This window comes from Desertivibrio insolitus, from assembly GCF_017355965.1.
Taxonomy (GTDB): domain Bacteria; phylum Actinomycetota; class Actinomycetes; order Actinomycetales; family Microbacteriaceae; genus JAFIQW01.
Window position 1 is genome coordinate 40,493 of sequence record NZ_JAFIQW010000003.1, and the last position, 18,286, is coordinate 58,778.

The following is an 18,286-nucleotide window of genomic DNA, read 5'->3' on the forward strand; positions in this document are numbered from 1 at the left end:
GGCGGTCCATTACATTCCACCGGTAACACGACCGGGCAGCCCCCTTTCGAGGACTGCCCGGTCGGTGTCTGCGGTTCGGCTGGTGCTAGCCGCGCTTCTTCTTGTGCGGGTCCCACGAGATCGGGTAGGCGATCTCGGTGTCGGTGCCGGGCACGGTGATGATCAGGTCGTAGGTGCCCTTCTTGCCGGCGCCGTGCGCGGGGAAGCGGACGCTGGCCTGACCGACCTCGTCGGTGTTGCTGACGAGGGTGCGGGTGATCGGCGCGGTCGCGACGACCTCGCCGCCGAGGCTCACCTGCACGGTCGCGCCCTCCGGGAACTCGCCGCGGCTGAAGGTGAGCGAGGAGAGCTGCAGCTCGACCTTGTCGCTCGGGCCGTAGACACCGCCCTGGTTGGCGACGACGCCGACCGCGTGCTGCGCACTCGAGGGCGACGCCGTGCCGAACTCCTCGAACCAATCCACCATCGCCTGCAGGTCGACCTGCCCGGTGTCGGCGCGGTTGGTGCCCTGCGCGAGGGTGGAGAAGTTGTCTCCACCCGACGCGAGGAAGGAGTTGACCGCGACCCGGAAGACGTCTCCGTCGGTGACGCGCACGCCGTCGACGTAGATGCCCGTGATGTGGCTACCCGCGGGAGCCGTCGGGTCGTAGGTGTACTCGAGCGAGCCGCTCGTGCCGAGCTTGAGGAACGGTCGCGAGGCACCGGCGGGCTGCCACTGCTCCTCGAGCACGCGCTTCAGCTGGGCACCCGTGAGGTCGAGCGCGACGAGCGTGTTGGCGAACGGCTGCACGGTCGCGGCCTCGCGGTAGGTGACGAGCCCGTCGGCGTCACCGGCGGACCCGGTGGACGCGTAGAGCAGGTCGGAGCGGATGCCACCCGGGTTCATCAGGGCGAAGTCGGTGCCCTGCTGGCGCGTGGCCCACTCCTGCACCTCGGCGACAAAGTTGCCGATGGTGGACTCGCCGCCGCGGTTCTCGGTGCCGGCCGGCTGCACGGCGCGACGGAAGTCGGCCGTGATGTCGCCCAGGGGCTGCGCGCCCAGCACGTTCGCCTCGGCGACCGCCGCCGCCACGATCTGCGCGACCTCGGGATCGGGCTTGTGGCTCGTCGGCGACAGGTCGACGATGCCGCCGGTGATCCCGGTGGGCTCACCCGTGGCCGGGTCGACCGAGATCGTCAGGTGGCTGAGGTTCTGACCGTACTGGCCGCCCTGGATGATGGGCAGCCCGGCGACCTCGTACGAGTACTCCTGGTGCGTGTGCGACGAGAGCACCGCGTCGAACTCGGGGTCGAGATTGCGGACGATCTCGCCGAACGCGTTGTCGCCTGTGGCATCCACCGGGTTGGCGGTCGGCGCACCTTCGTGCAGCGAGAGGATCAGCACGTCGGCCTCGCCGTTCGCCTCGTTCCCGTCGGTCAGGTACTCGGCGACCCGGTTGACCTCGGTCGAGATGTCGGTGACCGAGACGCCCTCGAGCCCGGCCGGGCTGACGAGCGACGGCAGGTCCTCGGTGACGGCGCCGACGAAGGCGACGGTGGTCTCGCCGAACGTCTGCGCGTAGTAGTCGTCGAATATCCGGGTGCCGTCGGCCGCGTAGACGTTCGCCGCGACGTACGGGAAGTCCGAGCTGTCGCTCACGCGACCCGTGAGGTCGTCGATGCCGCGGTCGTACTCGTGGTTGCCCGTCACGCTGAACGCGAGACCCATCTCGTTCAGGACGTCGAGCGTGGGCTCGTCGTCCTGAATGAAGGAGGTGAACGTCGACGCTCCGATGTTGTCGCCCTGCGAGACGAAGATCGTCGCCGGGTTCTCGGCGCGGAACTGCTCGAGCGCGCCCGCGATCACGGCGGCGCCCGGGTCGGGGTTCGCGGCCTCGAGGTGCCCGTGGAAGTCGTTGATCGCGAAGACGTCGATCTCGGTCACGGGGTCGACGAAGTCGATGCCGACGAGCGACGGGTCGTGGTCGCTCGAGCGGAACACCGTGTCATCCGCGGCGACGCCGTAATAGGCGCGCTCGGACCACTCCGGAGAGTTGATCGACCATACGGCGGCGTCGGTCACCTGCTCGTCGAGCGAGGGGCTGAGGAGGATGTGGTCGAGCGACCCCAGCTCTCCGTCGAAGGTGTAGGTGTACGACCCGCCCGAGTGGGAGGATTCGGCGTCGACCCAGCCGGCGCCGGTGAAGACCTGGATCGGGTCCTCCTGGGTGTAGGCGTTGAAGTCGCCGATGAGCGCGATGTCCTCGGAACCGCTCGCCGCGGTGAGCTCGTCGGTGAACGCGAGCAGCGACTTCGCCTGGGCAACGCGGTCGGGCGTGAATTCGCCCTGCGGGTCGGTGCCGTCGATGGTGTCGGTGCCGGACTTCGACTTGAAGTGGTTGGCCACGACCGTGAAGACGTCGCCGTTCGCGTCGAAGGTCTGGGCGATCGGCTCGCGCGCATTGCCCCAGACCGACTCATCGACGATGGTGCGGGCGCTGCCGACGGGCTTCACGCTGCGCGTGTCGAAGATGATCGCGCTCGTGATGTAGTCGGTGTTCGCCGCGACGAGCTCCGCCGGCGTGCGGACGTAGTCCCAGCTGCCGCCCGCCGCGTTCAGCGCCTTGACCAGCGTCGCGAGGGCCTCGTCGCGCTCCTCGCCGAGCTTGATCGAGTTCTCGATCTCCTGCAGGGCCACGACGTCGGCGCCGAGGGCGTTGATCGCCTTGACGATCTTCTCCTCCTGCAGGGCGAACTCTTCCGCCGTCTCGGCGCCGCGGGCCTGCGTGTTCTGGCTGGTGAGCGTCGTGAAGTAGTTGAGCACGTTGAACGCGCCGAGCTGCACGTCGCCGCCGACGGCCGGTGCCGCTGCCGAGCGGGGGTTGCCGCTCGTGAACGTCGCCGCGTAGCCCTTCCGATCAGCCGAGGAGATCGGCGTCGTGGGCTGCAGGCGCCAGCGGTCGAAGCCGTAGCTGAGGATGAACGACTGGCCGGGGAAGCTCACGTAGTCCCCGTTCCGGGCGACGACGTCCTTCGACAGCCAGGGCTGGTCGGCCGTGTGCTGTGCGGTGTCGGTGCGGCGGCTCCAGCCGTCGTCGACGAAGAGAAGCCGCTCGGCGTTGGATGCGGCGATCGCGGCGGCCCGCGGATCGGAGACATCCGTGGTCTCGGTGTTCTTGACGAGCGGCGCATCGCCGGCGCTCAGCCAGAGCTCACCGAAGTTCACCGCGTTGTGGGTGGAGGCGAGGCGGTAGGTGCTGCCGAGCGTGACGTGCACGTTCTCGTAGGCCTCGCGAGCGGCGCCGACCACCGTGTCGGGAAGCACGACCGGGGCGGGCACGCCCACGGCCTTCTGCACGACGCTGACCGACGTCTGTCGAATCTGGGTGAGTCCGAAGTTCTCGCCGGCGACACCCGTGACCTCGACCAGGTCGCCGACGCCGAAGCCGGGCAGGGTCGCGGTGTCACCCGAGCTCGGGATGAACACGAAAACCGCATCGGACGTGGTGGGGTCGGCATCCGGCGTCTGCGACTGGATGACATAACCGTCGTAGTTGCCGGGGCCCATGAGGTCGGAGGTGACGATGCCCTGCACCGTGACCGACTGACCGCTCACCGGGGTGGAGGTACCGGAGCCCTGCACTCCGGCGATCGTGGTGGTGGGTGCGGCGAACGCCGAGGTGGCGGGCAGCAGGGAGAGAGCGATCGCGCTCACCCCTGTGATGGCGGCGGCGGCGAGCCCCCGTTTCGTGGTGCGGGCAGGCTGCCGCGTAGTTGAGCGCATGGGTGGCATGACTCCAGAGAGTGGTGGTGGAAGTACGGGAATGTGGCCCCCGTACAGGTGACGAAGGTAAGTGACGCCACCGACTTTGGCCACCACTCTCAGACAGTGGTTACACGCCGTTAACGTTCGCGTCATTAGCGTCGAAAGGACCATCACTCGGACGGGGAGGTCCACATGAATCGAAAGATCCGCGCCGCCGCGCTCTTCGCGGCGTCACTGATCGGTTTGAGCGCCGCCGGAACACTGCCGGCGGCGGCCATTACGGGAGGGACGCCGGATGGGAACGACCACCCGAACGTCGCGATGATCCTCTATTACGACGGAACTGGCGAGGATGCCCGGTACCGGTGCTCTGCAACGCTCGTATCGTCGACGGTGCTCCTCACCGCAGCCCACTGCACAGACGGCACGGCCGGACGCACACTCGTCACCTTCGATTCGGTGATCGCCGAGCAACCGCCGTCGGGGCTTCCGGATGCCGTCGATCCAATCGCCGGCTACACAGAGGAAGAGCTGGAGGCGGCCGGCTACCTGTCGGGCACGGCGTTCACGCACCCCGAGTACTCCGACTTTACGGACCTCGACACCTGGAACGACCTCGGCGTCGTCGTGCTCGACGAGCCGATCTTCGACATCGAGCCGGCCGAGATCGCTCCGGAGGGCACCCTCGACCCCCTGAAGTTCAACAAGACGATCTTCGAGGTCGTCGGCTACGGCACCGAGGTGCGCCAGCCGGAGACCGGGCCGCAGAAGCCGACTCCGCAGTCGTACCCGCTGATCCGTCGGCAGACGACGTCGCCCGGTCAGAAGCTCGACCCGCAGGTGTTCCAGCTGCAGGGCAACCCGAATGACAACCGTGGCGGCGGGGGCACCTGCTTCGGCGACTCGGGCGGCCCCGTGTTCCTCGGCGGCCAGATCGTCGGCGTCACGAGCTACGGCCTCACGTCGAACTGCCGCTACATCGGCGGCTACCAGCGGGTCGACATCGACGCCTCGCTCGACTGGCTGAAGGAGTTCGGACTGCAGCCCGCAGCCTGATCACGTACGAGGAGGGGGAGGTCCTGCGGGGCCTCCCCCTTCCGCATGTTCAGCACTCGACGACGTTGACGGCGAGGCCGCCCTCGCTCGTCTCCTTGTACTTCGTCGACATGTCGGCACCCGTCTGGCGCATCGTCTCGATCACCGCGTCGAGCGACACGACGTGCGTGCCGTCGCCGTGGATCGCGAGCCGCGCCGCCGAGATCGCGGTCGACGCGGCGATTGCGTTCCGCTCGATGCACGGATCTGCACGAGCCCCGCGATCGGGTCGCAGGTGAGGCCGAGGTGGTGCTCCATCGCGATCTCCGCCGCGTTCTCCACCTGCGGCGGAGTGCCGCCGAGCACGGCGCACAGCCCCGCAGCGGCCATCGCACACGCGGAGCCGACCTCGGCCTGGCATCCGCCCTCCGCCCCCGAGATCGAGGCGTGCGCCTTGACGAGCGAGCCGATGGCCGAGGCGGTCAGCAGGAAAACCCGCACCCCTTCGGCGGATGCCCCGGGCAGGAAGTTCCAGTAGTAGTGCAGCACCGCGGGCAGGATGCCGGCGGCACCATTCGTCGGCGCGGTCACGACCCGCCCGCCCGCCGCGTTCTCCTCGTTCACGGCGAGCGCGTACGCATGCAGCCACTCGATCGACGTGTCGTGGCCGTCCTGCGCCGCCGCCTCGAGGTGCCGCCGCAGCCCCGATGCCCGCCGACGCACCCGCAGCCCGCCGGGCAACTCCCCGTCGGCGTGCAGCCCCGCGGTCACGCACTCGCGCATCGCCGCCCAGATGGCGTCGAGTCCAGCATCCGTCTCCTCGTCGCTGCGGAACTCTCGCTCCGCCCGCCGGGCGACGTCGCCGATGCTCGAGCCCGTCGCCGCACACTCCGCGAGCAGTTCCGCGGCCGTCGTGTAGCCGGATGCCGTGCGCCCGCGCTCCCCCGGGCCGTCTCCCTCGCGCTGGATGAACCCGCCGCCCACGGAGTAGTACGTCGACTCGGCCAGCGGCAGCGGGGCGTGCGCCGACCAGGCACGCAGGGTGAGGGCGTTCGGATGCCGCGGCAGGCGCGTGAACGACTCGAACGAGACATCCGCCCTGTTGAACGGCACGGCGTGCGAGCCGGCCAGCGGCAGTGGCGCGCCGTCGGGGTGCTCGGACCACGCGCCGCGCACGTCGGCGGGGTCGCAAGTCTCGGGGTCGAGGCCGCGGAGTCCGGCGACGAGCGCGTCGGGGGTGCCGTGCCCGAGCCCGGTCGCGGCGAGCGAGCCGTAGAGCACCGCCTCGACGCGGGCGACCTCGGGCAGAAGGCCGGTCTCGGCGAGCTCGAGCACGAACGCCCGGGCGGCCCGCATGGGCCCGACGGTGTGGGAGCTGGAGGGCCCGATGCCGATCGAGAAGAGTTCGAGTGCCGAGACGTGCACACCCATGAGGGGCCTCCTGTTGCGCGGCGGACGTCGTCGTCTCCGCACCTGCCATCGTAACTCCGGGCCTCGCTAGGCTCAGGGTTCGTGCTGTCGGTGGTGATCGGACTCGCGAGCGCGATCATCTACGGCGCCGCCGACTTCCTCGGCGGGCTCGCGTCGCGCCGCATGAACACGATCGCCGTCACGCTGGTCGTCGCGGTGTCCGGGCTCGGGGCGCTCGCCCTCGCCTACCCCGTCGTGGGGGGAGTCTGGTCGCCGGATGCCGCCCTGTTCGGCGCCATCAGCGGCGTCACGGGCGCGATCGGCATCTCGCTGCTCTACGCGTGCCTCGCGATCGGGCCGATGAGCATCCTGTCGCCGCTCACCGCGGTCGTGTCGGCGCTCGTGCCCGTGACGGTGGGCCTCGCCCGCGGCGAGCAGCTCACCGCGGTCGGCTGGATCGCCCTGGCAGTGGCGCTCGCCGCGGTCGTGCTCGTCGGGTTCGTGCCGGAGCAGGGCGCGGTGCGGCCCCGCCCCCTGGCGCTCGTCATGGCGGTCGGCGCCGGTGCCGGCATCGGCGCGTTCCTCGTGCTGCTCGAGCTGACCCCCGAGGACTCGGGCCTGATCCCGCTGTTCTACAACCGCGGGGTCAACGCGCTCATCATGGGCACCGCGCTCGTGCTCGTGCTGCTGCGGCGCCGGGCGACGGATGGCTCGGGCGAGGCGCGCCCGCGCAACGGCATCCGCACCGGGCTGGCCTTCGCGATCGCCGCCGGGCTCGTGGATGCCGCCGCGAACCTCGGCTCGCTGATCGCGCTGCGCCTCGGTGACCTCGCGGTCACGTCGGTGCTCATCGCGCTGTACCCGGCCGGCACGATCCTGCTCGCCGCCGCCGTGCTGCGGGAGCGGATCGCTCCGCTGCAGTACGTGGGCCTCGCCCTCGCGCTCGGCGCGAGCGGGCTCTTCGCCCTCGCGTAGCCACGGTGTCACCGGCTGACGCTGTCACGGGCTGACGCTAGGGTCGCGCCATGGAGACGAGTTCGCCCCGGGTGGGGCTGCCGGTCGCGGTCGCCACGGTCGTCCTCGCCGGCGCAGCCGCCCTCGTGTTCGCGGTCGGCGACGCCATCGGATCGGCCGATGCGGTGACCGAGACGCTGTCGACCGGCGCGTGGGCCCTCGCCTGGACGCTGCTGGGCTTCGCCGCGCTGCTCGCCGTGGGCTGCGCGGTCGCCCTCGTGCGCGGGGTAGTTGCCCACCGGCATCCGACGCGGATCGAGGTCGTGCTGTTCGTCGTCGGCGTCGCGGTGATCGTGGCGGCCGCGGCGACGCATCCCCTCTGGGGAAGCGGCTCCGGCACCGGATAGCGGAACGGGCGAGCCCCGGACAGTCGGACTGTCGGGGCTCGCCCATTCGGTGCGAGGGAATCGATACGCGGCTGCGCCGCAACTCGAGCGCCGGATGGCGCCCCCGCGGTTACTGCGCGGAGGTGACCAGGTCGGAGACGAGCGCGTCGCCGGGGCGGGCCGCCTCGACGGTCGCCTCGATCTCGGCGCGGCCGAGCAGCTCCTCCATGCGGCGGCGGCGAGCACGGGTGATGAGCGTCACGACCGTGCCCTGCTTGCCGGCGCGACCGGTGCGGCCGGCGCGGTGCAGGTAGGTCTTGTACTCGTCCGGGGCGTCGGCCTGCACCACGAGGGTGATGTCGTCGACGTGGATGCCGCGCGCCGCGACATCCGTCGCCACGAGCACATTCACGCGGCCGCTCGTCAGCTTCTCGAGGTTGCGCGTGCGGCGCGACTGGTTGAGGTCGCCGTGCAGCGACACCGCGGGGATGCCCGCGTCGTCGAGCTGCTCGGCGAGCTCCTCGGCGAAGGCGCGGGTGCGGGCGAAGACGAGCGTCTTGTTGTCGCCCGAGGCGAGCTGCTCGATGATCTCCCGCTTGTCGCGCTGGTCGATGAGCAGCACGCGGTGGTCGATCGTCGACGACGCCTGGTCCTCACCGGCGACCTCGTGCACGGCCGGGTCGACGAGGAACTCATCGACGAGGTTCGCGACACCGCGGTCGAGCGTGGCCGAGAAGAGCAGCTTCTGGCCGCCCTCCTTGGTCTGCCGCAGGATGCGCTGCACCGGCTCGAGGAAGCCGAGGTCGCACATGTGGTCGGCCTCGTCGAGCACCGTGATCGCGACCTCGCTGAGGTCGAGGCGGCCCTGCTCCACGAGGTCCTCGATGCGGCCGGGCGTTCCGATGATGATGTCGACGCCGCGGTTGAGCGCACCCACCTGGCGCGCCTGGGGCACGCCGCCGTAGATCTGCGTCGTGAAGAGGCCGACGCTGCGGGCGATCGGCTGCACGGTGCGGTCGATCTGCAGCGCGAGCTCGCGGGTCGGCGCGAGGATCAGGGCGCGCGGCGCGCGGCCGGGCTTGCGGCCCTTGGCGCCGCCGTTCTCGAGCAGGCGCTCCGCGAGGGGCGCGCCGAACGCGATGGTCTTGCCGGAGCCGGTGCGGCCTCGGCCGAGCACGTCCTTGCCGGAGAGCACGTCGGGGATGGTCGCCGCCTGGATCGGGAACGGCGAGGTCGCGCCGAGCTCTCCGAGCACGCGGGTGATGTTCGCGCCGAGTCCGAGGTCGGCGAAGCTCACGCCCTCGACGTCCTCGGCCTGGATGGCCTCGGCCTCGAGGCGCTCGAGCACCACGTCGTCCTGCGGCTCGAAGCGCTCGGCGCGCTCCGGGTAGAAACGCGAGTCACGGCGGTCCTCGAAGCTGCGGGGCTCGCGCTCGAGGTCGTCGCGGCGCGGGCGGTCGCCGTAGGAGCGGCTGGGGTGAGCGGATGCCTCGCGGCGGGGACGCTCGAAGCGACGCTCGTCGCGGGGGCCGCGGTCCTCGCGGGGCGCGCGGTCGTCGCGGTCGAAGCGACGCGGGCGGTCGTCCTCGAAACGACGGGGACGCTCGTCGCGGTTGAAGCCGCGGGCCGGGCGGTCGTCACGAGCGGGACGCTCGTCACGGTCGAAACGGCGCGGGCGGTCGTCCTCGAAACGGCGGGGACGCTCGTCGCGGTCGTAGCCGCGGGCCGGGCGCTCGTCGCGGTCGCGGCTCGGGCGCTCGTCGCGGTCGAAGCGACGGGGACGGTCGTCCTCGAAGCGACGCGGACGGTCGTCACGCTCGAAACGCTGCGGGCGGTCGTTGCGCTCGAAGCGCTGCGGGCGCTCGCGGTCGAACCGCGTCGGGCGGTCCGGACGCTCACCGCGGGCGGCGGGGCGCTCGTCACGGTCGAAACGGCGACCACCGCGGGGCTGCTCGGCGTCGCGGCGGCCGCGCACGGCGCCGTCGTTGCCGCGGGGGCTCCAGTCGGGGCGCTCGCCCCCACGAGGACGCTCGGCGCCACGGCCACGGGCCACTCGCTCGTCGCTCGACCAGCGGGGCTTCTTCGACGAGGCATCCGACTCGGCGCGGAACCCGCGGTGCTTGGGGCTCTTGCTGCCCGCCTTGCGCGGGGCGTTGGGGTTGTTGCGGGCGTGCGAAGACGCCGCCTTCTTGAACTGAGGCATCAGATTCTTCCGGGTAGTGCACATGGCGGCGCGCAGCGCCTAACAAACCCGGGCATTCGTCGACCGGGGCCGTTCCACATGAGGATGTGTTCAGCAGCGGACTCGCTGCCGAAACCGGCCCACAGGACTACATGTTCACGCGGCTGCAACTCCGCGCCGTCCATGGCCGACCCTCCACCATACCCCGCGGGACCTCTGTCGCACCAGGGTCGGCGCGTGTGCGGCTATAGTTCCGCGCCATGAGGCGACGCGCGGGCGGTGGGCTCCTCGTCGCGGCATCCGTCGCCCTGCTCGTCGCGTGCGCGGGCGCGACCCCCACCGAGAGCGCGACCGTCGAGCCGGTGCTGCCGACCTATCCGATGACGCTCGAGTACCCCGAGGTCGCCGTCGAGGAGGACGTCGCCTATACGGAGGTCGACGGCGAGTCCCTCATGCTCGACGTCTGCCTGCCACCCGGCGCCGGCGACGACACCGACGCGACGGCGGAGCGGCCCGCCCTGGTGCAGCTGCACGGCGGCAGCTGGACGCGCGGCAGCAAGTCGGATGCCTCGCGGCGCAGCCTCTGCCAGTACCTCGCCCAGGCCGGGTACGTCGTCTTCAACGTGAACTATCGGCTCGCGCCGAAGCACACCTTCCCGGCGCAGTTCGACGACGCCCGCGCGGCCGTCGAGTTCGTGCGGTCCGCCGACACGCTCGAGCGCTACAACGTGGACCCCGCGCGCGTGGGCGCCGTGGGCGACTCCGCCGGCGGAAACCTCGCGGCGCTGCTCGGCACGAGCGGCGAGGGCTCCTACCGGGAGGGCACCCGCGTCGCGGCGGTGGTGGACCTCAGCGCCCCGACCGACCTCACCGCCGAGGGGCAGGAGCTCGGGCCGTACGGGCTGCCGTCGTTCGCCAAGCTGCAGCTCAACTACCTCGGCTGCGCCGACTTCGAGGGCTGCGACGCCGCCCGCGCCGCGAGCCCCGGGTACCACGCGGATGCCTCCGACCCGCCGTTCCTCGTCGTGCATGCCGAGGACGACTGGGTGCCCATCGAGCAGTCGGAGCGGCTCGTCGAGCAGCTCGGCGAGGCGGGGGCCTCCGCCACGTTCGTGCGCGTCGAGGGGCAGGCGCACGCCTCGGCGCTGCTCGACCGGAAGATCTGCGAGCGCATCGTGCGGTTCCTGGACCTGCACCTGTCGGTGGGCTGACGCGGGGCCGGTGCCCTTCGCGGCGCCCGCCCCTCGAAAGTGCACCCTCTCCCTGCTTCAGCCGCGGCCGAATGTACGAGAACTGCTGCCCGCACCGACCGGAGGCAGCAGTTTCCGTACACTCGCCGCCCGCTGTGGGCGGGGCTGGGCGGGGCAGCAGCCCCTACGCAGCCGCCGCCTTCACCGCGCGGCGCTCCGCCCGGCGCTCCTTCGCCCCCTCGACGAGCCAGTACAGCGCCGGCAGCACGATGAGCGTCAGCGCGGTCGACGACACGAGGCCGCCGATCACGACGATCGCGAGCGGCTGCGAGATGAATCCGCCCTGCCCCGTGATGCCGAGCGCCATCGGGGTCAGCGCGAAGATCGTGGCGAGCGCCGTCATGAGGATCGGCCGGAGCCTCCGCGACGCACCCTCGACGATGGCCTCGCGCGCCGGCAGCCCTCGTTCGCGGTACTGGTTCACGAGGTCGACGAGCACGATCGCGTTCGTGACGACGATGCCGATGAGCATGAGCACGCCGATGAGCGACGGCACGCCGAGCGGGATGCCGCTGATGACCTGCAGCAGGATCGCGCCGGTCGCCGCGAACGGCACCGAGATCAGCAGCAGCAGCGGCTGGCGCAGGCTGCGGAAGGTCGCGACCATGACGACGTACACGATGAGGATCGCGACGAGCAGGGCGATGCCGAGCTGACCGAACGCGTCGGCCTGCTCGGTCGTGACGCCGCCGAGTTCCGCCGTGACGCCCTCGGGCAGGTCCGCCTCGTCGACGGCCTCCTGGATCGCGGCCGACGCGCTCGTGACATCCGCGATCGACGGCGTCACGCTGATCGTCGCCGTGCGCACGCCGCGCTGCGCGGAGATGCTCGCGGGACCCTGCTGCTCCTCGACGCTCGCGAGGCTCGACAGCGGCACGAGTCCGGTCGCGGTCGGGATCGGGAAGTCGCGCAGCTCCTGCAGGGTCTGCGGCGCGTCGGGGTTGGTGATGTACACCGAGAGGGTGTCGCCGTCGAAGACGACGTCGCCGATCGAGTTGGGCAGCTTCGCCTCGGCGACGATGCCGCTGACGGCGATCTCCGAGAGCCCCGCGGCCGCGGCGGCCTCGCGGTCGACGGTCACGGCGATGAAGGGCTGCGACTCGGCGAGGCTGCTCGTCGCGTCGGCGGTGACGTCGAGGTCCTCGACCGCCGCGAGCACCGCCTCGGCGCCGGCACCGAGGTCGTCCTGGTTGGCCGCGCGCACGTCGACCTCGATGTCGCTCGACGCGAAGCCGCTGCCGGAGGCGGTGACGCGGATGTCGCCGGCGTCCGTGAGCTCGTCGAGGCGCTCGCGCACCTCGGCCTGCAGCTCGACCTGGTCGACCGTCTCGTCGGTCGTGACCGAGAAGGTGGCGTCGCCGCTGCCGAAGAAGGCGGCCTGCACGTCGCCCTCGCTCGAGCCGACGGAGGTCTGCACCGTCTCGATGCCCTCGATGTCGAGCAGGATGTCCTCGACCTCGGATGCGGCGGCGTTCTGCGCCTCGAGGCTCGTGCCCGGCTCGAGCTCCTGCGTCACGGTCAGGGTGTTCTGCCCGCTGTCGCCGATGAAGTTGGTCTGCAGGCTCGGCACGAGCGCCACGGTGCCGACGAGCACGAGGCCCGCGGCGAGCAGGGTGAGCAGCGGGCGCTTGAGCGAGAAGCGGAGCACCGGCAGGTACCCCTTCTGCAGCGGGCCGCGCCGCTCGAGGTCGGCGGGGCGGGGCACCGCGACCGAGCGGGTGAGCCGGGCCGGGGTGGCGCCGCCCGAGGCATCCGTCGCCGCGCGCTTGCGGGCGCGGGGCGCGCGGAGGAACCAGTAGGCGAGCACCGGAACGATCGTCAGCGAGACGAAGAGCGACGCGGCGAGCGCGATCGTCACGGTCAGCGCGAACGGGCGGAAGAGCTCGCCGACGATGTCGCCGACGAGCGCGAGCGGCAGGAACACCGCGACCGTCGTGACGGTCGACGCCGTGACGGCCGACGCGACCTCGCGCACGGCGGTGAGGATCGCCTGCAGCTTCTCCTCGCCGAGCGAGAGGTGCCGCTTGATGTTCTCGATGACGACGATCGAGTCGTCGACGACGCGGCCGATCGCGATCGTGAGCGCGCCGAGGGTCAGGATGTTGAGCGTGTAGTCGGCCGCGAGCAGGCCGATGAAGGTGATGAGCACGCTCGCGGGGATCGAGATCGCGGTGACCAGCGTCGACCGGATCGACAGCAGGAAGACGAGGATCACGATCACCGCGAAGACGAGGCCGAGCAGCCCCTCGGTCGCGAGCGACTCGATCGACTCCTCGATGTAGGGCGCCTGGTCGAACACGTTCGTGAACTCGGTGTCGCCGCCGACGGCGTCGGCGATCGCGGGCAGCTCGTCCTGCACGACGTGCGAGACGTCGACGGTGTTGCCTTCGGGCGTCTTGGTGACCGCGATCGTGAGGGCGGGCTCGCCGTTCACCCGGGAGTAGCCGGTGATCGGGTCTTCGACGACGTCGACGGTCGCGACGTCGCCGATCGTGGTGACCTCGCCCGGGTCGCCGACGAGCGGCAGCGCCGCGAGCGTCTCGGCGTCGCCGATGCGCTCGCCGCCCTGCACGGTGAGGGTGCTGTCGTCCTCGGTGATCGACCCGGCGGGGATCAGCACGCCGTTGGCGTCGAGCGCGTCGCGGATCGACTGCGTCGTGAAGCCGGCCGCGAGAAGGGCGGTCTGGTCGGGCGTGATCGTGACGCGCTGACCGGTGGTGCCGAGCAGTTGCGCGTCGCGCACGCCCTCGAGCTGCTGCAGGTCGGGGATCGCGGATGTCTCGAGGCGCGACGTCAGCTCGGTGGCGTCGAGGTCGCTGATGACCGCGATCTGGATGACGGGCAGGTCCTCGATCGAACCCGTGATGACCTGCGGGTCGACGTCGGCGGGCAGCTGCGACTCGATCCGGTTGATCGCGAGCTGCACCCGCTGCTCGACGGTCGTGATGTTCGTGCCGTACTGGAAGGACGCCGAGACGGTGGAGAGGTTCGTGGTCGAGGTCGACGAGGTCTCCTCGAGCCCCGCGACGCTCTGGATGGCGGTCTCGATCGGCTCCGAGACATCCGTGTTGACGACCTCGGGCGCGGCGCCGGGATAGGCCGTCACGACGACGAGCTGCGGGAACTGCACGGAGGGGATGAGCTCCTGGCGCAGGTTGGTCAGCGCGATACCGCCGAAGAGGCCGATGACGATGGTGACGAGCGCGATCAGCGCGCGGTTGCGCAGGCTGAAGACGGACAGCAGATGCACGGATGCTCCCGGGGATGTGGTGGCACCGGAAAGTGAACCAGACCGGACTGACCGATCAGTCAGTCCGGAGGATGATTCGCAGCAGTCCGTTACCTCAGACGACGGCTGCGAGGAGGCCCTGGTCCTCCGGCAGCACGACGTGGCCGACCCGGCGCCACGCCGTCTCGAGCGCGTCGACGGCCCGGTCGAGCTCGGCCGTCGGGTAGCTGAACGGGAGGCGGAGGAAGCGCTCGAACGCACCGTCGATGCCGAACTTCGGCCCCGCGGCGAGGAGCAGCCCCTCGGCCCGGGCGGCGAGGGTGAGCTGCGAGCTGACGGCCTCGCCCAGGTTGATCCAGAACGTCAGGCCGCCGCTGACGTCGGGCACCTCCCACTCCGGGAAGCTCCGGGCGAGCCGGGCGGTGAGGTGGTCGCGGCCGGCGCGCAGCACGTCGCCCCGCTCGCGGAGGATGTCGTCCATCTGCGGCAGGAGCTCGGAGACGATGAGCTGCTCGAGCGTCGGGGTGCCGAGATCGACCGCGGTGCGGCCGTTGGCGATGCGCTGGATGAGCGGCCGGCCCGCGCGGATCCAACCGACGCGCACCCCGCCCCAGACGCTCTTGCCGACGCTGCCGATGAGCACGGCGTCGCCGTACGCGGCGAGCGGCAGCGGCAGGGCTGGGTGGTCGATGTTCATCTCGGCCATGGTCTCGTCGGCGATGACGACGGTGCCCTGCCGCGACGCGAGGTCCAGCAGATGCGCGCGGACCGCGGCCGGCATGACCTGCCCGGTCGGGTTGTGGAAGTCGGGCATGAGGTAGGCGATGGCGGGGCTCGTGCGCTGCAGCGACTGCTCGAGGGCGGGCAGGTCCCAGCCGTCGTCGCTCACGCTGACCGGCACCATGCGGGTGCCCGCGAGCTTGAGGGCCTCGTACGCGTGCGGGTAGCTCGGGGTCTCGACGAGAGCGCGATCGCCGCGCGAGACGAGGGTGCGCAGCAGCAGCGTGATCGCGTGCTGGGCGCCGATCGTGACGAGCACCTCGTCGGGGTCGGTGGGCAGCCCGCGCTGGGTGTAGCGGTCGGCGATCTGCGCCCGCAGCTCGGGCAGCCCGACGCGGTCGAAGCCGGGGTCGCCGAGGTACTCGGGCAGCCGGGCCGCCGCGCGCTGAGCGGCCGCGGCGAGCGCCGGGGTCGCCGGCATCGCGGCCTTGGTGAAGTCGAGCACCCCGGTCGAGGGCGACTCCGTCAGGATGGGCGCCCGCTGGGGCAGGCGCGCGACGCTGCCCGATCCGCGCACGCTCGTGAGCCAGCCGCCCTCGCGCAGCGCGCCGTAGGCGGCCGTGACGGTGGTGCGGCTCACCGCGAGCTGCGTCGCGAGCTCGCGCTCGGCGGGCAGCCGGGTGCCGACGGGGATGCGGCCGTCGATGATGAGAAGCCGCAACCGGTCGGCGAGCGCGAGGTAGGCCGCGGCGGATGCCGCGTCGCGCCAGCCCGACAGCAGCAGGCCCGTCTGACGGGCGGAGAGCGTCGACATGGAGCCACCGTAGAACGATTGGCCTCTAGCAACAAGGCCAATAGAGCAATTGGATGTACGTCATGCCCCGCTTTGGACTCACCGGACGCCTCGTGCAACTCATCGTCGGCCTGTCGCTCTACGGAGTGGCCCTCGCCCTGATGATCCGCGCCGGCCTCGGCGTCTCGCCCTGGGACGTCCTCAGCCAGGGCGTCTCCGCCCACACCGGGCTGAGCTTCGGCCTCGTCACCCTGCTCATCGGCGCCGTCGTGCTGCTCGCCTGGCTGCCGCTGCAGAAGCCGGGCGTCGGCACGCTGCTCAACGTCCTCCTCGTCGGGCCGGCGGCGGATGTCGCGATGCCGTTCATCCCCGCCCCGACCGAGCTCTGGGCGCAGGCCCTGCTCTTCGCGTCGGGACTCGGACTGCTCGTCATCGCCACCGGCCTCTACATCGGCGCCGGCTTCGGCCCCGGCCCCCGCGACGGCCTGATGACCGCGATCAACGGCCGCTGGGGCTTCCGCATCGGCCGCGTGCGCGCCGTGATCGAGCTCACCGTGCTCTCCATCGGCTGGCTGCTCGGCGGCACCGTCGGCATCGGCACCCTCGCGTTCGCACTGCTCGTGGGGCCGCTGCTGCAGCTGACACTCCCCTGGTTCCTGACTCCCGGCGCCGCGGCATCCGCTCACGGCGCGCCCGCTCCCGCTCTCGAAGGGAGGCGATCATGACCGGCTTCCTGCTCGCGCTCGCGGTGCTCTCCCTCTGGGGTGCGCTGACGACCGTCGGCGACCTGGCCCGCGACGGCTACCGCGCGGTGCCCGTGCGGTACCTCTGACCCGCGAACGGCGGTCGAGTAGGCGGAAACAGCCGCATACTCGACCGCCGAACGGCTACCGCAGGTTCCGCTCCGCGTACGTGCGCATCGCGTCACGCACGAACTCGACGCCGCCGTCGCCCGGCTCGCCGTAGTTGCGGCCGAAGCGCGGGTCGGCGACGTACATGTCGCCGAGCCCGATGAACGCGTCCGCATCGACGGGCTTGCCGCCCCAGCCGATGCCGACCCACTCGTGATGGCGCGCGGCGATCGCCTGCGCGACGTCGCCGTCGGGCCGCTCGCCCGCCGCGTGCGCCGCGGCGAAGTCGCGCTGGATCGCCTGCTGGCTCGCCATGAAGCCGCGCTTCTCGTCCTCGGACAGGCTCGAGTACCAGCGGTCGCTCGCGGTCCACGCATCCTGCCCCCAGCGCTCGACCACCTCGTCCTTGTGCCGGCGGTGGTCGAAGCCGTCGAACATCTCCTCTGCCATGGGTTCCTCACCTCCCTCCAGTGCCTCGAGGGTTCTCCGCACGCTCGCGATCTGCCGGTCGAGCCGGTCCTTCTCGCGACCGAGCCAGGTCAGGTGCAGCCGCAGGGCCGCGGCGTCGTCGCGCTCGCCCTCGAGCACCTCCGCGATGGCGGGCAGGCCGAGCCCGAGCTCCCGCAGCAGCAGGATCCGCTGCAGCGCGGCGAGCGCGGTCGCGTCGTAGTAGCGGTAGCCGTTGCCGCCGATCCGCGAGGGGGCGAGCAGCCCGATGTCGTCGTAGTGCCGCAGCGTGCGCGACGTCGTGCCCGCGAGCCGCGCGACCTCCTGGATCGACCAGTCCATGCCATCTCCCTCTTTCAGCGACGACGGTAGAGGTTGACGCAACGTCAAGGTCAAGCCCGATAAGCGGGGGTCGGTAGGGTCGCGTCATGCTTCCCGCCGTCGTCGCCGCCCTCGCCTGCCCGGTGTGCGGCGAGCGGATGACGCAGCGCGAGCGCTCCCTCGTCTGCGAGCGCGGCCACACGCACGACCTCGCGAAGCAGGGCTACGCGTCGCTCGTCGCGGGCGGCAGGACGGCGACCTCCGCCGACACCGCCGAGATGGTCGCGGCGCGCGCCGACTTCCTCGGCTCCGGCCACTACGCCGCGATCGCGGACGCGCTCGCCGATGCGGTGCCCGACACAGACGGGCTCGTGGTCGACGTCGCCGGCGGCACGGGGTACTACCTCGGCCGGGTGCTCGAGCGGCATCCGCGGCTCGTCGGCCTCGGTCTCGACCTCTCCCCCTACGCCGCCCGCCGCGCCGCTCGCGCCCACGAGCGCGCCGCCGCGGCGACCGCCGACGCCTGGCGCCCGCTCCCCGTGCTGAGCGGTGCCGCGAGCGCGGCGCTCAGCGTCTTCGGGCCGCGTAACGGGGCCGAGCTCGCGCGCATCCTCGCGCCGGACGGGGTGCTCGTCGTCGTGACGCCGACGCCGCGCCACCTCACGGAGCTGCGCGGACCGCTCGGCCTGCTCGACGTCGACCCGCAGAAGGAGGAGCGGCTCGCCGCCTCGCTCGCCGCGTTCGAGCGACTGAGCGAGCGGTCCCTCGAGTACACCGTGTCCATGGACGAGCCTGACGTCTCGCGCGAGGTGCGGATGGGGCCGAGCGCGCACCACGTGACGGCCGACCAGGTGACCGAGCGCGTCGCCGCGCTCACCCTTCCCGTGGACGTCACCGTCTCGGTCGTGGTCTCGACCTGGGCGGTGCGCGCCGAGCGGTAGCCGCGGCAGGCGCTCGTCGCCG

At 71.6% G+C, this 18,286-nt stretch carries 11 protein-coding genes and 1 pseudogene; 6 read left to right on the plus strand and 6 right to left on the minus strand.

From position 1 onward, the window contains the following. Positions 1-85 precede the first annotated feature (85 nt). The gene (locus JUB10_RS06935; protein ID WP_207454977.1) at positions 86-3,694 is read right to left on the minus strand and encodes an ExeM/NucH family extracellular endonuclease; all 3,609 of its coding nucleotides are present in this window, start codon (positions 3,692-3,694) and stop codon (positions 86-88) included. 243 nt (positions 3,695-3,937) lie between these two features. Here JUB10_RS06935 and JUB10_RS06940 point away from each other — a divergent pair, with 243 nt between their 5' ends. After that, entirely contained in the window at positions 3,938-4,801 is an 864-nt protein-coding gene (locus JUB10_RS06940; protein WP_207454978.1) for a S1 family peptidase, read from the plus strand. Positions 4,802-4,850: 49 nt separating this feature from the next. On the opposite strand, the pseudogene JUB10_RS06945 reads toward JUB10_RS06940, so the two are convergent. Beyond that, a pseudogene (locus JUB10_RS06945) lies at positions 4,851-6,211 on the minus strand (L-serine ammonia-lyase). Between the two features lie 81 nt (positions 6,212-6,292). On the opposite strand from JUB10_RS06945, the gene JUB10_RS06950 reads away from it, so the two are divergent. Both JUB10_RS06950 and JUB10_RS06955 read left to right on the plus strand, forming a co-directional pair. Continuing rightward, entirely contained in the window at positions 6,293-7,165 is an 873-nt protein-coding gene (locus JUB10_RS06950; RefSeq protein ID WP_207454979.1) for an EamA family transporter, read from the plus strand. Positions 7,166-7,215: 50 nt separating this feature from the next. Beyond that, positions 7,216-7,551 (plus strand): hypothetical protein, encoded by a 336-nt coding sequence (locus tag JUB10_RS06955; protein WP_207454980.1) that lies wholly within the window; start codon positions 7,216-7,218, stop codon positions 7,549-7,551. Positions 7,552-7,660: 109 nt separating this feature from the next. Here the strand turns inward: JUB10_RS06955 and JUB10_RS06960 are convergent, their stop codons facing one another. Then, positions 7,661-9,733 (minus strand): DEAD/DEAH box helicase, encoded by a 2,073-nt coding sequence (locus JUB10_RS06960; RefSeq protein ID WP_207454981.1) that lies wholly within the window; start codon positions 9,731-9,733, stop codon positions 7,661-7,663. Between the two features lie 239 nt (positions 9,734-9,972). On the opposite strand from JUB10_RS06960, the gene JUB10_RS06965 reads away from it, so the two are divergent. Then, on the plus strand, positions 9,973-10,923 hold the full coding sequence (locus JUB10_RS06965; protein ID WP_207454982.1) for an alpha/beta hydrolase: 951 nt from the start codon (positions 9,973-9,975) through the stop codon (positions 10,921-10,923). Between the two features lie 163 nt (positions 10,924-11,086). On the opposite strand, the gene JUB10_RS06970 is transcribed toward JUB10_RS06965, so the two are convergent. After that, positions 11,087-14,212: an efflux RND transporter permease subunit gene (locus JUB10_RS06970; RefSeq protein WP_207454983.1), complete on the minus strand. Its 3,126-nt coding sequence runs from the start codon at positions 14,210-14,212 to the stop codon at positions 11,087-11,089. A 94-nt stretch (positions 14,213-14,306) separates the two neighbouring features. Then, a complete protein-coding gene (gene yczR, locus JUB10_RS06975; protein WP_207454984.1) occupies positions 14,307-15,725 on the minus strand; it encodes a MocR-like transcription factor YczR in 1,419 nt (472 codons plus the stop codon). A gap of 62 nt (positions 15,726-15,787) precedes the next feature. Here yczR and yczE point away from each other — a divergent pair, with 62 nt between their 5' ends. Next, positions 15,788-16,429 carry a membrane protein YczE gene (gene yczE / locus JUB10_RS06980; RefSeq protein ID WP_207454985.1) on the plus strand — a complete coding sequence of 214 codons (642 nt, stop codon included), beginning with the start codon at positions 15,788-15,790 and terminating at the stop codon, positions 16,427-16,429. A 162-nt stretch (positions 16,430-16,591) separates the two neighbouring features. Here yczE and JUB10_RS06985 read toward each other — a convergent pair whose 3' ends face one another. Beyond that, the gene (locus JUB10_RS06985; protein WP_207454986.1) at positions 16,592-17,344 is read right to left on the minus strand and encodes a MerR family transcriptional regulator; all 753 of its coding nucleotides are present in this window, start codon (positions 17,342-17,344) and stop codon (positions 16,592-16,594) included. Positions 17,345-17,430: 86 nt separating this feature from the next. Between JUB10_RS06985 and JUB10_RS06990 the strand changes: the two genes are divergently transcribed. Further along, complete coding sequence (locus tag JUB10_RS06990) at positions 17,431-18,264, plus strand: putative RNA methyltransferase (protein WP_207454987.1); 834 nt, start codon at positions 17,431-17,433, stop codon at positions 18,262-18,264. Positions 18,265-18,286 lie beyond the last annotated feature (22 nt).